We start from the raw sequence: 15,342 nt of genomic DNA on the forward strand, positions 1-15,342 counted from the left end.
AGCTGCTGGAAACAGTCGGAGAATGGGACCGGGGATACATAAGCTGTACCTCCCATTACAAGGGAAACCACTTGGAAACTTAGCGTTACAAGCAGCAGTTTCTTCAAGGCTCTCACATATTATTGTTGTTACGAATGAATCTGCTTGGATGTCAGGGAGAATGTACCGTGGAAATGTGCACATTCTTTCTTGTCCAAATGCTAATAGAGGACAGTCATACTCTCTTCAATGCGGTGTTGAGAAGGCGAAACGAATGAATGTAGATGGAGTAGTTGTCCTTCTGGCTGGTCAACCATTTGTGAAAACGGAATTTATCAATAAGATGATAACTTGCTGTGAGCAAAATGAAAGCATTCACTTTGTAGCAGCAAGTTATAGAGGGATCAGACAACCGCCTGTTTTATTTACAAAGAAAGTGTTTCCGTTTTTTCAAGAATTGAAAGGGGATGAAGGGGCACGTGCAATTTTTACGAAACCTGCGATAAATGGAATTTCATTGTTGTCTGAAAGTGAGAAAATGTTTTGGGATGTAGATACATGGGAAAATTATCAACAGGTGAAACAAGAAAATACAGATTAATAAGGGAGGATTTATTTGAAAAAGTTTCACCCTAATAGATAAGATTGGAGCATTTTCATGAATATGCTCTTTGTTTTTTGTATTGTAATATTATTGTTGAATAACAAAAGTGTAGAAATAGGGAAACTAAAAAAGAGCACCATGCACAAGTGCCCTTTAAGAGGTTCTGGTGCAAAAACTTAAGGACAATTGCAATGAATCTATAAAACTTGGACATACTGTTACTATTACTTTAGAAAGGGTGCGTGATTGGTATGGAAAAGGAAAATGTATTCAAATGGAAGCATTATCAGCCTGATATTATTTTGTTAACGGTAAGATGGTACCTACGGTACAACCTCAGTTTTCGTGATTTGGTGGAAATGCTAGAAGAACGGGGTTTATCCATTTCTCATACAACGATTATGCGTTGGGTTCATCAGTATGGTCCTGAATTGGACAAACGAATCCGTTCCATGCTAGGGTTCAAATGTTTTGACACAGCTACATCCATTCTTTCTGGAGTAGAAGCCATGCATATGATTAAAAAAGAACAGCTTAATTTACGGGACCAGTCTGTCCAAAATCAGAAAGAATTCATCCATCAATTGTTTGGACTTTCAGCATAAGATACGATTTTGTTAGGAATATATGCGCTTTATTCTCTTTTGTTTTATTTTTGCACCAGAACCCTTTTTTTCTTTGTTATATAGAAATTATACATTAAACCAGTGAACATTCTAAAAAGACAAGCATATGATGAATTCGTGGACGAGTTATCATATGAGGTGAAACTTGGAGCGCCATACTTATTGGTTGAAGGGTACCTAATGACGGGTACTCTTTTTATTTTGCACTTTTTAATAAGGACAAGCATATATTGGAGTATGGGATAGCCCCACTTCATATATTTGAGCACCTGCAATCGTAAGGTGCTCTTTATTTTGTACAAAATGGACATTTGGATAATATGTAGGAATACCTTCTTACTTGTCGAAAAATTATATAGACGAGAGGAGGAAAATAAAATAAAATGAAATTTGACTTTACTGAATTAGAGAGAGCATTACCAAAGGATGATTATGACCACTTTATAAGAGAGTTTAGTTCTGAACTGCAACAAAGTGTAATTAATATTCTTAAAAACGAAAATAACATTTTAAGCCCTTTAGCAGTTGGTACACAGCAAATGCCATTTAAAAGTAATATTTTCAAGACTAGGTTTAAAAGTATGGTTTTTGAAAAAATTGATAACGATACTATAAAGGTGTCGTTATAGAAAAAGAAAACTTGAATCATTAGTTCGTTATGTTAGGCGCTGCCGTAATCTGGGTAGCGTCTTGTTTGTTGTTAAGGAAAGATAAGGGGTGAAATAGATTTGAAACTTAAAGATTAGATAATAATATTGTTACTTTAAAATGCAGAAAATAGACTAGTAAACAAGCTGTTTTTGTTTTTTAGCATAGAATATGAGGAATCCTAGAGTTGAGAGGAGGTAATTATATTTATGGGATGTAATTGTAATTTCAGACATTGCAGAGATTGTAATAGATTTTGGGATGATTTAATGTTTTGCAGACGCAGACATAGAGATTGTGATGACCGTCGTTGTAGACGTGACCGTGACTGCGATTGTGATGAATGCCGTCGCAGACGTAATCATGATCGTGACTGTGATCGCGATAATCGTCGAGATTGGTAAATTCCTTTGAATGAGTGTGCTTCTTCACAGCACTCTTTTTTTGTTTATGGGTTTTCTAAATTAATACGTATTAAATACGAAGAATGTAGTTGCAATTCGATTTAAGGTCTAACAAAACAAACGAACACAACGAACGAAAATAGAGATAGTTAAATGTCCTGTTTAGGTCTACCCTATACGGACGTAAAAGAGTCAACGGATTTATCATACGATTACTTGGTGGATGGATACTAGACCAGGTGGTAAATGGTGATATGAATATATCAAAGTGAGATAATAGTTGAAGCCGTCCTTAATCGGGCGTCTTCAACTATTATCTAAATGCTTCCTTAGCTTTCTCTATTGAGTTCTGTTCCTCTTTTGTATTTGTAAATTCGATAACCATAACAGACAGTCCAAAACATAAACAAACAGCCTTTATCTTGCTAACTCTCACAAGAACTTACACTTTTGCTCTATCTGTATTTAACCTAGAATACAAGATTCTTTCATTTTTATTCCCGGCTATATTTGAAAAACTGTATGTTTTTTATCTCAAATCAATTATATCTATAAAATTAAGGAAAATTCTGTTATAAGATGCATCAGTGCAAGTTATTAAATTCTTTATCGGATTTATGTCAGTTACAGTCACATATCTAGTAAGCAAATGACCATCTCTATAATAAATAATCAATATTTTCTCTTCAGAAAGAAATGAACATAATAACTTGTTTTCAATAATTTCTTGTTCGTTTTGGGTTAATGTAGGGCGCTCCACCTTTGTTTGTTTTTTAACAATCTTACCAATACCGATGAATTTCTTCGGTATCGGAGCGAACGGAGTCCGCTTAACCATTCCTATTCCTTTTGGCATATGTGTATAGTTCATGCTGCATATCTCCCTAATTGCTATTAATAACTGTATCATTATATCAATTTTTGGAGATGTTAGGATTAATTATGTAATTATAAAATAAACATTTAGAGGTTTTTGGCTCCGTATAAAATAAACCCAATTTAACTAAGTATGATTTATATATATAGTAGGAGAAATTACTGTGGAGTCCCTTTGTAGGTAAGCGTGTTGTTGCTAAGGTTAATAATCTACGTTTCAATAATACCTTTCTGGGCAGGGGAAAGATGTCGCTGGAACTGTAAATATAGGTAAAGGGTTTATAATTGACGAAAAAGTAAAGGTCAACGATTCACAGCAATATAGAGTGCACAATAGTAAAGGGAAAATATACACTTCTACTTTTCTATTTTGATGAAGGATACATAATGGACTAGTTGACGTAAAATTCGATATAGGAAGTAACTATTCTACCCTTTTAACTGTTGTTAACAGTACAAATTAACTTTTCTAATACTTGAGCTACACCATCTTTATCATTGGTATCGGTAATAAAATATGCAGCATCCTTCAATTTAGGTATTGCATTTCCCATAGCAATTGGAAAACCAGATGTATAGAATAGCTCTAAATCATTCCAATCGTCTCCAAAGACCATTATGTTATCCATAGAGATATTATTTTGGGTGCAGATTTCCCTTACAGCTCGTTCTTTAGAAACACCTTTTGCCATGATTTGAGTTAAAGTTCCTGCATCGGTACATATAGTACTTACTTTATGTGCAAACTGTTTTTGTAGTTTTTCATAATGAGTATATTGTGAGATTAATAATTTTGAAGCACTAACTTTTTTTAATTCATTTAATGGAACTACAATTGGATTTACAACTGCATTCATGGTTTTGTTGTAATCCAATGTTTTATTACTGTACCATGTATCTTCCGATTCAACTGAGAGGCATGCATCAGCCTGGTGAGTAATAACAAATTCTATAATTTCATTTGTGATTGCTGATTCAATCGGGTAATGTTGTCTGTAACCTAATGCGTTATCCACTACCAAAGCTCCATTGTAGTAAATCATAGTTGCAATGTCTTGAAGTTCGTGAGGAAGAAAAACTTTGACTGATCGTGGCGCCCTTGCTGTAGCAAAAATAACCTTTAATCCTTTCTTCAGACACTCCAGTATAGCCTTTCTATTTCTTTCTGACACTTTCTTTTGTGAATTTAATAACGTACCATCTAAATCTAAAACGATTGCTTTAACCTCGGATTCTAATTCCATATGTATGTCCCCTTATTTACAGTATAAACTCCTCTTTTTTATGTTCTATATCAAGTTATAAATCCCTGTATATTCCATACATGTAAGGTTAACATAACGTATCATTATCAATAGTCAACGATGTATAAAATTTTCGTTATGGGGGTAATTAAAAATATTAGCTTGATGGCGATGGGGCGGTACCCCAGTAAGAAAAGAAATAGGAAAAACACCTTATTTCTTTTTATTTATATAATAAAATACATTTATTAAGTCGAAAGTAATGATAATAATTAGAAGTAATAATTCTATAAGTGCTTCAGTCTTTCCATGTTGCAGAGACTTTATAAAGAAATCCCATTCTTTTTCATAGGGAGGCTGTACCCAATTTCGTTGCAGTCCTACATACATTCCATTTAAGAAAAAGACGATACTTAATAGAATCCTTCCAATAAATACGGCAGCTACTTTTATATTCCAATTCTTTATCTTGATTACATAAAGGAGTGGGAAAAGTATAAGCACCCAAAAAACAATAATATAGACTGTATTCATCATCCACTACTCCCAACAAAATGATTGTTTCTTAATCTTGGTGAATTTTCAGGTTGAAGGTATGTTTAAATGTTAATGGTGTTCAAATCGTTGTTGCACTTGCGAAAAAAAGGGGCCGGAATTCCGGCTTCTTTTCTATCTCTCCGTTTCAAAAAACTCAATCCACTCTCCATCAGGACCAGCAAAAAATATGTAACGTGTTCCATCTGGTAATGTTTCAATTTCTTCTCCTAGTAAAAATGTCACTCTGTGTTTCTGTAGTCTTTCGATTTCATCCTCTAATGAATCCACTTTAAAGCAAATGTGATGTACTTTTCCTTCTGCCGGAAGGGAAGAGTTGTAACCTTCAATTAGTTCAAGTATCGTTTCTTTCGATTCTTCCACACCTAAAAAAGCGAGTTTTAAGTCTGGATTTGGGTGCCCCATACGTTTAATGAGCTGTAAGCCGATTACTTCTTCATAAAATGAAATAGATGTTTCTAAGTTTGCAACCATAAGTCCAACGTGTTCGATTCGTCTAACTGGCATGTGGATTCCTTCTTTCTGAAAATTATATACAATATATTATTGAAAATTAAGAAAATAAGCAAGATAAAAACCTTACAAATTTTAGCGTGTTATATGGTATAGTGAGAAAGTATGTTTGGGGAGAAGGAAGGAGATTATACGATGAATACAACTACTCAAACTCCTTCATTATCGGAAACAATGAAAGAGTGGCATTATGCGTTAGCATATGAAATTAAACATTGGAAAACGATAGGTGGTAGTAAAATTTCTATCATGAACGGTCGTTTTTTATATACAGATTATGAAAGTACAGTATACGTATTTCAGCTTATTTCGGAAGTAAGCTTACCTGAAGGTTCACCAATTCGAATTGAGTTCGATGGTGAGGAAGCGACAGGGGAAGTATTATCTGTACATGGATTAGAAATAGAACTGAAATTAAATGATTATATACAAGGTGAAATACGAGAAGCGGTTTTATACAGTGAACCGTGGCAATTGTTAGAACAGTTGCAAGAGCGATTGAAAGAGGCACATAAAGATAAGCTAAAACGTAATCGTATAAAGCGTCTTGTTGATGGGACGAGCAGTCCGAAACACCTTGAAAAGATGAAAAATACGAAAAATGAATTGGCGTATCGCTCTTTTTACAATCCGACAACGTATGTGTGGGGACCACCTGGAACAGGGAAGTCGTACAATTTATCACGTATTATTTCGGCTCATTATCAAAAAGGAAAATCGGTACTTGTGTTAGCTCACAGTAACGCGGCAGTTGACGTATTAATGAGCGAAGTAACGAAGCAAATTGAGAAGAAAAAGAAATGGACACCTGGTGAAATCGTTCGTTACGGTTTTAGCCAACATGAACATATACGAAATCATGAAACGTTACTTGCATCGAAGTTAGTTGAAACGACGAACGGATCTTGGGGAGAAGAAAGACTCTATTTAGAAGAGACACGACAAGATCTTCGTGAAAAGATTTTATCATATAAAGCGACTTCTGCTGATAAGAAGCGTATACAAGAGATTGAAAGTGATCTTCGAAAGCAAAAAGCGAAAATTAAAGAAGTAGAAAAAGAATATATTGAAAATGCGCAAGTAATCGGTGCAACGCTATCAAAATGTGCCATTGATTCACTTATTTATGAGCGTACATTTGATTTAGTTGTCGTAGATGAAGTAAGTATGGCATATGTTCCGCAAATTGCATTAGCTGCTTCTCTTGGAAAACGTATTGTCGTTTGTGGTGACTTTTTACAATTGCCTCCGATTGCGATGGCGAATCATGAACTCGTTCGAAAGTGGCTCGGCGAAGATATGTTTTATCATGCAGGGATTGTTGATTCTGTAAATAAATCAGAAGCACATCCGAACCTTTTTATGTTGCAGGAACAGAGACGTATGCATGCGGATATATCGAAGTTTACCAATTCATTTATTTATAAAAATAGAGTGTATGATCATGCATCTGTTTCAGAGCGTAAGGAACTTGCAAAACTACAACCGTTCGCAAATGAAGCCAGTGTTTTATTTGATACGAGCTTAATGGGAGCATTTTCTTTAAAAGATGCTGCGTCTGGTTCGCGTTTTAATATTATGTCTGGTTTAGTGGCGATGCAAATGATGTTAATTGGACTGTTAGACGGTGTTCAATCTATCGGTGTCGTTACGCCATACAGGGCACAGTCACGTTTTTTATCAACGTGTATTAGAGAAATGTTGCAGAAAACAAAATATCAAAACATACCAGTTTTAGCGGCGACTGTTCATAAGTTTCAAGGTTCTGAAAGAGATATGATGATTTTTGATACGGTTGATAGTTACCCACAAGAACGCCCTGGTGTGTTATTCTTTGATCATAAAAACCATCGTCTCGTCAATGTAGCAGTAACGAGAGCGAGAGGAAAGTTCATTCAATTATCAGATTGCCACTACATGCGTAAAAATCTGTCGAGAAAACAAGCGTTATCGCAATTAACCGCTCATATAGAACGTCACGGAGATGTGTATGATCGCACGACATCAAGACAAGTGTGGGAGCGAAAAATCTCGAAACGTTTACGCTGGTTTATGGAAATGAATCTTGAGGAGCCGAAAGGGCTATTAAAAGATATTTTAGCAGCAAAACGAAAAATTATCATTTCCCTTCCAAGTACAAGGCAAGTTGATAAACGAGTATGGCAAGCGTTAATGCGTACGAATGCGCAAATAACAGTTTATAGTGATGGACCAGTTCCATTAAAAAATATAAAGTTACAAAGGCAAAATAAAGCATTCCCGTTTATATTAATCGATGATGAAATCTTTTGGGCAGGAGCACCTCTTACATCTCAAATGATGTTTGAAGGTAGTATGGAATTTCCGTACATATGTGCAAGAATGCAAGCACCTGAAACAATTGGTGTATTAAAAGGGTTTTTAGATATTCGGTAAATTCGGATAGGAATTCCTTGACTTTTACTTGGAATAAACTTAGAATAAAAATAATTTAATATAATTTTATGAAAATTCTTATCACGAGAGGTTGAGGGACTGGCCCTATGACACCTCGGCAGCGGATTCTTTATGAATACTGTGCCAATTCCAGCAAGGTAACTTGAAAGATAAGAAAGAAGCTCATTTTGACTGTATATGCCAAAGCCTCTTTCTATCTTTTAGAAAGAGGCTTTTTTACGTAAAAATAAAGGGGGAAGAAAAATGGGAGCGACAGGAGTAACGTCACAAAGAAAAACAATTGAAGAGAGTATAGAAAGAAATAAGGAAAAGTACATAAAAACAAGTCATGATATTCATGCGAATCCGGAGATTGGTAACCAAGAATTTTATGCATCAAGAACGTTAAGTTTATTGCTAGGTAGTGCAGGATTTCAATTGCAACATAATATAGCTGGTCATGAAACAGGATTTATCGCGCGAAAAAGCTCAGGAAAACACGGACCAGTTATCGCATTTTTAGCGGAGTATGATGCTTTGCCAGGACTCGGTCATGCGTGTGGTCATAATTTAATTGGCACAATTAGCGTTGCGGCAGCGATCGCATTATCAGAAATACTGGAAGAAATCGGCGGAGAAGTTGTCGTGTTCGGAACACCAGCAGAAGAGGGCGGGCCAAACGGTAGCGCGAAATCGAGTTATGTAAAAGCTGGTTTATTTAAAAATATTGATGCGGCGCTTATGATTCATCCGAGCGGAAAAACAGCGATAACGAGTCCATCACTAGCGGTCGATCCACTTGATTTTCATTTTTACGGGAAAACAGCTCACGCAGCAGCGTCACCAGAAGAAGGAATTAACGCATTAGATGCGATTATCCAGCTGTATAACAGTATTAATGCACTTCGCCAACAACTCCCATCAGATGTGAAAATTCATGGAGTTATTACTGAAGGCGGAAAAGCACCTAATATTATTCCTGATTACGCTGCGGCACGTTTCTTTATTCGAGCAGCAACGAGAAAAAGATGTGCGGAAGTAACAGAGAAAGTAAGAAATATTGCACAAGGAGCAGCGTTAGCAACAGGCACAAAAGTAAAAATTCATCAATTCCAAAATGAAATCGATGAACTACTCGTAACAAAAACATTTAATGACGTCGTAGCCGAAGAGTTAGAATTACTAGGTGAAGACGTAAACCGTAAAGAAAGAGTAGGAATTGGCTCAACAGATGCAGGAAACGTAAGCCAAGTCGTACCGACAATTCATCCGTACATTAAAATCGGACCAGATGACTTAATTGCTCATACGAATGAATTTAGAGAAGCAGCACGTTCAGAATTAGGAGACAAAGCATTAATTACATCGGCAAAAGCACTAGCGAATACAGCGTATCGATTAATTACAGAAGAAGGGTTGTTAGAGAAGGTGAAGGAGGAGTTTAGAGAGGAGCAGAGGAATCAGGGATAGGAGGTTAAAGGGAGTGGATGATCCACTCCCTTTTTCTTTTTTGAGGAAAGTGTAATATTAATCAAAAAAAATTGATTAATAAGTTGCATAAAGAACTAATCAGCGTATATACTATAAACATCAAAAAAAATTGATGAAGGGAGAGTGAATGATAGTGGCACAAGATTTTCAGCTATATGAGAAAAAGTTTAAAGCGTTAGCTGATCAGAAGCGTTTAGAGATTATGTATGAACTTTGTCAGCGAGGACAAACTTGTGTGTGTGATTTAACAGAGGTTTTCGAAATGACACAATCTAAGTTGTCATATCATTTAAAAATCCTGTTAGATGCCGGTTTAATTGTAAAAGAAACAAAAGGTACGTGGAGTTATTATGATTTAAATGATGCGGAAGTAAATAATTTATTATCAGAAGAATTATGCTGTATCTTTAGAAAAACAGGAAAAGGGAGCTGTTGTTAAAATTTTGCCCTATTAATCAAAAAAAATTGATTAATATTATTTTAAGAGGAGGAATAAGTTATGAGATATGTTCATGTTGGTATAAATGTTACTGATTTAGAGAAGTCTATTGAATTTTATGAAAAGGTATTTGGTGTGTCACCAGTTAAGGTGAAAATGGATTATGCAAAATTTTTATTAGAAAACCCAGGGCTTAATTTTACACTGAATGTACGAGATGAAGTGAAGGGAAATCAGGTAAATCATTTTGGTTTCCAAGTAGAGACAGCTGAAGAAATTACATTTCATAAAGAAAGATTAGAAAAAGAAGGTTTCTTTGCACGTGATGAGCTGGATACTACTTGTTGTTATGCGGTTCAAGATAAGTTTTGGGTAACGGATCCTGATGGTAACGAGTGGGAGTTCTTTTATACAAAAGCAGATAGTGATGTTCATAAAATTGAAGATCCATCTTGTTGCACGACTTCTAACGTAGTAGATAAAAATTCTTGTTGTTAATAGGAGATGGAAAATAAAATGAAACGTTTATCTTTTCTAGATCGATATTTAACATTATGGATTTTTCTAGCTATGGCTGTTGGAATTGGTTTAGGATTTGTGTTTCCTAGTGTAGTAGACGGACTTAATACATTACAAGTTGGAACGACGTCTATCCCGCTTGCTGTTGGTTTGATTTTAATGATGTATCCACCGTTGGCGAAGGTTCGTTACGAGGAAATGGGCCGGGTATTTAAAGATGTAAAAGTGTTGGTTCTATCTTTAGTACAAAACTGGATTATTGGGCCTGTACTTATGTTTGTTTTAGCAATTATTTTTCTTCCTGATAAGCCAGAATACATGGTCGGGCTCATTATGATTGGTTTAGCACGTTGTATTGCAATGGTAATTGTGTGGAACGATCTAGCTGATGGTGATAAAGAATATGCAGCAGGTTTAGTTGCTTTTAATTCAGTATTCCAAATGTTATTCTTCTCAGTTTATGCATACGTGTTTGTAACAGTAATCCCAGAGTGGTTAGGAATTGAAGGGGCTATTGTAGATATTACAATGGCAGAAGTAGCGAAATCAGTATTTATTTATTTGGGAATTCCTTTTATAGCCGGTATATTGACACGATTCGTATTAGTGAAACTAAAAGGAAGACAGTGGTATGAAAAGGTGTTTATACCTAAGATTAGTCCACTTACATTAATTGCATTACTTTTTACGATTATCATCATGTTCTCTTTAAAAGGAGAAATGATTGTTAGCGTACCATTTGATGTAGTAAGAATAGCGATTCCGTTATTAATCTATTTTATTGTGATGTTCTTTGTTTCTTTCTTTATGGGAAGAAAAATTGGTGCAAATTATTCGGTGACTACAACGTTAGCATTTACAGCAGGTAGCAACAACTTTGAGTTAGCAATTGCTGTAGCAGTTGGTGTTTTTGGTATTCACTCAGGCGCAGCATTTGCAGCTGTTATCGGACCGTTAGTTGAAGTACCTGTAATGATTGCACTTGTAAATGTTGCTTTTTGGTTTAAACGTAAATATTTTAATGATCAACCAGTCTAATTTAAAAATAAAGGCGGAAAACAACATGGAAAACAAAAAAACAATCTACTTTTTATGCACAGGCAATTCGTGCCGAAGTCAAATGGCAGAAGCCTTTGGCAAACAATACTTAGGAGATAAGTGGAATGTCTATTCTGCAGGCATTGAAGCACATGGAGTAAATCCAAATGCTATTAAAGCGATGACAGAAGTAAATATCGACATAACAAATCAAACATCGGATATAATTGATTCAAACACTTTAAATAGTGCTGATTTAGTCGTTACGCTTTGTAGTCATGCAGATGCTGTGTGTCCATCTACTCCTTCGCATGTGAATCGTGTTCACTGGGGATTCGATGATCCAGCAGGAAAAGAGTGGTCTGAATTTCAACGTGTTCGTAATGAAATCGGAGAACGTATTAAACGATTTTCTGAAATAGGTGAATAAATAAAGGAAAGAGTCAATCTTCTATCGTATAGGGGATTGGCTCTTTTTTATTATAGATTTCATTACATAGCCATTTATTTGTTGCATCGGTTTAAATCAAATGAAAGGAATAGAGAATATTCTGTCATAGTGGTAAAGTTAGAATAGAATAGTTTCAGGAAGGCGGTGTAACGTATGATTTCTGAATTAAACAAGAATGATTTTTATAAATGTAACAGTTTAGTAAATGAAAAAGGACAATTAGAAGTAAAGGCTGTAATTGCAGGAGTTAATCCTGGTCGTATATTTGTAGATAATATTTATTCTCCTAATTCAGGACTTATTTGGTTAGGTAATAACGATGGCTTCTTTTTTATAGGAAGTGCAGAAAATGAAAAGTTTAATAATGAAATTAGTAGTTTTATTGATAATGTAATAGAACCTGAGGCGAGAAAGGTTGGACTAAATTGCTTTGAAGGAATCGGTAACCATTCAAAGTGGAATAAAACAATCGAAAGAATATTTCAGCATCGTAAATTAAAGAGTTGGAATCAAAGAGTGTATACGCTAAAAAGAGGGGGCTATGAAGATAATCATGAACCTAAAATTGAAGAAGGATATACTGTGGTGAAAATCAGTAAAACCCTCTATGAAAATTCATTGAAGAATATTGAATTTTTACAATCAAAAATTTTAGAGTTTTGGTCTTCACCGGATAGCTTTTTTAATGAAGGAATAGGTTATTGTATTGTTTATGACAATAGGATCATAAGTGTTTGTTTTTCAGGATTCGTCTTTGGAAATATACATTGTATAGATATTGAAACGATAGAAGGTCATCAGGGAAGAAAATTAGCTCAAAAGATAGCTCATAGTTTTGTAAAAGAGTGTTTGGAGAATGACATCATTCCATATTGGGATTGTATGGAATTAAACAAGTCTTCTGTTGCTGTTGTAGAAAATGTAGGGTTTGCAAATGTGTTTAATTATGTAGGGTATTATTTTTCGTTTGAGTAAATTAGGCGTACTTTACAAACTTCTCACCTTAATAGAGTTTTATTTGGGAGTAAAATAAATCCCATTTACTCTAAATTTTGCATGAAAGGAGAATAGGGTGAAACACATAATAAAAGACGTATTAATAAATTATTTTAAAGAAACCCATTCATTAGTAGTGGAAGAAGAGTTACATAAGGATAGTTGGAATACAGATCTACACTATAAAATCATGGTAAATGGAAAGCGATATTCCGCACGGTTTATTAATAGCAAGCGAACAATCAATCCGGCCTTTGGGACGTTATCAAATGAACAATTGAAAGAACAAGTACGGTTTACTTATTATTTACGAGAGCATGGGATTCCTTTTATGCGAATTAACAAGAATAGGGCGGAAGAGTTACTTACGTTTGTCAATTGGAATGATGATCAATACCGATTTGTATTGTCTACTTGGATTGAAGGAGAACATATTACACATTGTACAGAAACTATTGCAGAAGTCTTTGGAAAGGAAGCGAGAAAGATACATGATATTTCTAGTAGATTTCAAATTTCGATTTTTCAAAAGAAATCTCATTTAGATGGATATGGTGAGTTTATACAGCTGTTAGAAAATAAGGGCGGTACATGTAAGGAATTGCGGGGGTATATAGATCTCGCTAAGTATCATATAGAATGCGCACATACAAGTGATTTGGAGTTTATTATACAAACAGATTTAAATCCTTTAAATGTCATATGGGATTCAAGTCAATCTGTAATAGGGATTGTAGATTTTGAATCGATTGGATATGTTGATCGTATTGAAGGATTAGCCTTTTTAATGAAATGGTATTCTCGAACAGAAGGGATACAGTCACATGAAGTATGTCCGAAAGTTGCTAGGGTATTTTTAGAAGGGTATAAAGCTAGTAATATTTTAACTTCAAATGATTATAAAAGATTATCTTCACTTTTGTGGTTATCCGGTAGTTTAAATTGGAACTTTGTTAAAAAGACGATGAATCTATTAGGTGATGCGAGAGAATTAGAGGAACATTTGAAAGTTTATAAAATAAGAGGAGAAAGATTATCTTCATTGTTAATTTATAGATAACATTCCTTCTCCTAAATTGGGAGTTATTTGTTTAGCTATGCAGGATATTTTCTATTAGATAAGTTTTTTTGTAAGTCAATTACATGCATAATCACCGAATTATTTTATATGTCGAAGATTCACAAAAAAGCATATGAGGTGTTTTAAAAATGAAAATACAAATTGTATTGTTTGATGGCTTCGGAGAGCTTGTCACTTTTGCACCTTTTGAGGTACTCAAAAGAGCGATAGAAGAAGGGGCTCCATTTACGGTTGAACTCATATCAAGTGAACCAAAGCAAGAAGTTATTACTTCGTTTGGAGTTACGGTTAAACTAAATGATTTTTTACGAATGGATAATCGTCCAGATCTGTTAATTGTACCTGGTGGCGGATGGAATCATAAAGCTGAACATGGGGCACGAAAGCAAGCAGAGCTTGGAAACCTGACAAAAATGATTAGAGAGATGCACGATGCTGGAACGATCGTTGTTGGAGTTTGTACTGGAGGGATGTTACTAGCTGCAGCCGGTATATTGAATGGTCGAAAGGCGACGATGCACCATTTGGCGCAGAATGAAATCAGTGAATACGGGGCAGAGCTTCTTCGTTACAGAATTGTGGATCAAGGGAATATTATCACTGCAAGAGGAGTCACTTCAGGACTTGATTTGGGACTTTGGATTACGGAAAGATTCGCAAGCACCCAAATTGCAGCTGCTGTTGAATATAGAATGGAATACGAGAGGCGAGGTGTTGTTTGGGGTTAATTTGAATTTTATAGTAAACATAGAAAAAGAGTAATGACTTGAAATTTTTATGAGGTGAAAGTGATGGCAATAAAACAAGATGAAATTAAAGTAGTAGTTGGAGCTGGAGCATTTAACAATAATCCAGGTTGGATTCAAACTAAAGAAGAAGAGCTTAACTTATTAGTTGAAACGACATGGGAAGAAAGGTTTGAGCATAGTTCCATTTCAGCTATTTTAGCAGAGCATGTATGGGAACACCTTACTTTTGAAGAAGGGGTAAAAGCAGCTGAAATTTGTTATAAATTTTTAAAAACATCAGGTCATATTCGGTGCGGCGTCCCTGATGCATTTTTCCCAGATGAAACATACCAAAACATAGTTCAAGTAGGCGGACCTGGCCCGAAAGATCATCCAGCTGCAAGCCATAAAATCGTTCATAATTATAAAACATTAACGGAAATGTTTGAAACTGCTGGATTTGAAGTAGTTTTGCTGGAATATTGTGATGAAAATGGGCAATTTTATTACAATGAATGGGATGCGAATGATGGTGTTATCTTCCGTTCAAAAAGATATGATTCTAGAAATAAAGGAGACAAACTTGGTTTTCCATCGCTAATTGTTGATGCGATTAAACGATAAGTCATTCAACTAACGCATGTATTAGTCCTATAAATTCATGAGCCGCAAATGCGGCCTTTTTGTTTGTGCTGTAATTATTGCGGTAAAGATTCCTCTATCCAATAGTAGTGC

At 35.1% G+C, this 15,342-nt stretch carries 18 protein-coding genes, 1 pseudogene and 1 riboswitch; of the genes and pseudogenes, 15 read left to right on the plus strand and 4 right to left on the minus strand.

Annotated features, from left to right (window positions below; translation table 11 throughout):
- The first annotated feature begins 22 nt into the window (after window positions 1-22).
- The 4 genes from JTF23_RS25800 (at window position 23) to JTF23_RS25815 (ending at window position 2,261) form a co-directional block, all read left to right on the plus strand.
- Complete coding sequence (locus JTF23_RS25800; RefSeq protein WP_213020158.1) at window positions 23-580, plus strand: nucleotidyltransferase family protein; 558 nt, start codon at window positions 23-25, stop codon at window positions 578-580.
- 254 nt (window positions 581-834) lie between these two features.
- Window positions 835-1,188: a hypothetical protein gene (locus tag JTF23_RS25805; protein ID WP_078214341.1), complete on the plus strand. Its 354-nt coding sequence runs from the start codon at window positions 835-837 to the stop codon at window positions 1,186-1,188.
- Between the two features lie 404 nt (window positions 1,189-1,592).
- Entirely contained in the window at window positions 1,593-1,838 is a 246-nt protein-coding gene (locus JTF23_RS25810) for a hypothetical protein (protein WP_016105347.1), read from the plus strand.
- A gap of 228 nt (window positions 1,839-2,066) precedes the next feature.
- Entirely contained in the window at window positions 2,067-2,261 is a 195-nt protein-coding gene (locus tag JTF23_RS25815; RefSeq protein ID WP_080017270.1) for a hypothetical protein, read from the plus strand.
- Between the two features lie 529 nt (window positions 2,262-2,790).
- Here the strand turns inward: JTF23_RS25815 and JTF23_RS25820 are convergent.
- Window positions 2,791-3,132, minus strand: coding sequence for a YolD-like family protein (locus tag JTF23_RS25820; protein ID WP_002161228.1), 342 nt, complete (start codon window positions 3,130-3,132; stop codon window positions 2,791-2,793).
- A 173-nt stretch (window positions 3,133-3,305) separates the two neighbouring features.
- Between JTF23_RS25820 and JTF23_RS28040 the strand changes: the two are divergent.
- Window positions 3,306-3,511, plus strand: a pseudogene (locus JTF23_RS28040) (N-acetylmuramoyl-L-alanine amidase); the annotation flags it as partial.
- A 63-nt stretch (window positions 3,512-3,574) separates the two neighbouring features.
- Here the strand turns inward: JTF23_RS28040 and JTF23_RS25825 are convergent.
- The 3 genes from JTF23_RS25825 to JTF23_RS25835 form a co-directional block, all read right to left on the minus strand.
- The gene (locus JTF23_RS25825; protein WP_016105346.1) at window positions 3,575-4,381 is read right to left on the minus strand and encodes a Cof-type HAD-IIB family hydrolase; all 807 of its coding nucleotides are present in this window, start codon (window positions 4,379-4,381) and stop codon (window positions 3,575-3,577) included.
- Between the two features lie 213 nt (window positions 4,382-4,594).
- Window positions 4,595-4,918 (minus strand): hypothetical protein, encoded by a 324-nt coding sequence (locus JTF23_RS25830; RefSeq protein ID WP_078174779.1) that lies wholly within the window; start codon window positions 4,916-4,918, stop codon window positions 4,595-4,597.
- 132 nt (window positions 4,919-5,050) lie between these two features.
- Window positions 5,051-5,443 (minus strand): VOC family protein, encoded by a 393-nt coding sequence (locus tag JTF23_RS25835; RefSeq protein WP_002168058.1) that lies wholly within the window; start codon window positions 5,441-5,443, stop codon window positions 5,051-5,053.
- Between the two features lie 111 nt (window positions 5,444-5,554).
- Between JTF23_RS25835 and JTF23_RS25840 the strand changes: the two genes are divergently transcribed.
- From JTF23_RS25840 to JTF23_RS25885, 10 genes are all read left to right on the plus strand, one after another.
- Entirely contained in the window at window positions 5,555-7,864 is a 2,310-nt protein-coding gene (locus JTF23_RS25840; protein ID WP_204210095.1) for an AAA domain-containing protein, read from the plus strand.
- A gap of 75 nt (window positions 7,865-7,939) precedes the next feature.
- Window positions 7,940-8,041, plus strand: a riboswitch (SAM riboswitch).
- 87 nt (window positions 8,042-8,128) lie between these two features.
- The gene (locus tag JTF23_RS25845; RefSeq protein WP_204210096.1) at window positions 8,129-9,334 is read left to right on the plus strand and encodes a M20 family metallopeptidase; all 1,206 of its coding nucleotides are present in this window, start codon (window positions 8,129-8,131) and stop codon (window positions 9,332-9,334) included.
- Window positions 9,335-9,482: 148 nt separating this feature from the next.
- Window positions 9,483-9,794, plus strand: a complete 312-nt coding sequence (gene arsR, locus JTF23_RS25850) for an arsenical resistance operon transcriptional regulator ArsR (RefSeq protein ID WP_002110660.1) — start codon at window positions 9,483-9,485, stop codon at window positions 9,792-9,794.
- 60 nt (window positions 9,795-9,854) lie between these two features.
- On the plus strand, window positions 9,855-10,292 hold the full coding sequence (locus JTF23_RS25855) for an ArsI/CadI family heavy metal resistance metalloenzyme (RefSeq protein WP_204210097.1): 438 nt from the start codon (window positions 9,855-9,857) through the stop codon (window positions 10,290-10,292).
- Window positions 10,293-10,310: 18 nt separating this feature from the next.
- Complete coding sequence (gene arsB / locus JTF23_RS25860; RefSeq protein WP_204210098.1) at window positions 10,311-11,351, plus strand: ACR3 family arsenite efflux transporter; 1,041 nt, start codon at window positions 10,311-10,313, stop codon at window positions 11,349-11,351.
- 25 nt (window positions 11,352-11,376) lie between these two features.
- Entirely contained in the window at window positions 11,377-11,781 is a 405-nt protein-coding gene (gene arsC / locus JTF23_RS25865; protein WP_204210099.1) for an arsenate reductase (thioredoxin), read from the plus strand.
- Between the two features lie 174 nt (window positions 11,782-11,955).
- Complete coding sequence (locus JTF23_RS25870; protein ID WP_002199991.1) at window positions 11,956-12,777, plus strand: GNAT family N-acetyltransferase; 822 nt, start codon at window positions 11,956-11,958, stop codon at window positions 12,775-12,777.
- Window positions 12,778-12,874: 97 nt separating this feature from the next.
- The gene (locus JTF23_RS25875; RefSeq protein WP_016105334.1) at window positions 12,875-13,858 is read left to right on the plus strand and encodes a phosphotransferase enzyme family protein; all 984 of its coding nucleotides are present in this window, start codon (window positions 12,875-12,877) and stop codon (window positions 13,856-13,858) included.
- Window positions 13,859-14,007: 149 nt separating this feature from the next.
- A complete protein-coding gene (locus JTF23_RS25880; protein WP_016105333.1) occupies window positions 14,008-14,607 on the plus strand; it encodes a DJ-1/PfpI family protein in 600 nt (199 codons plus the stop codon).
- A 63-nt stretch (window positions 14,608-14,670) separates the two neighbouring features.
- Window positions 14,671-15,231, plus strand: coding sequence for a class I SAM-dependent methyltransferase (locus JTF23_RS25885; protein ID WP_016105332.1), 561 nt, complete (start codon window positions 14,671-14,673; stop codon window positions 15,229-15,231).
- The last annotated feature ends 111 nt before the right edge of the window (window positions 15,232-15,342 follow it).

This window comes from Bacillus sp. RIT 809, assembly GCF_016892495.1.
Classification (GTDB): Bacteria; Bacillota; Bacilli; order Bacillales; family Bacillaceae_G; genus Bacillus_A; species Bacillus_A cereus_U.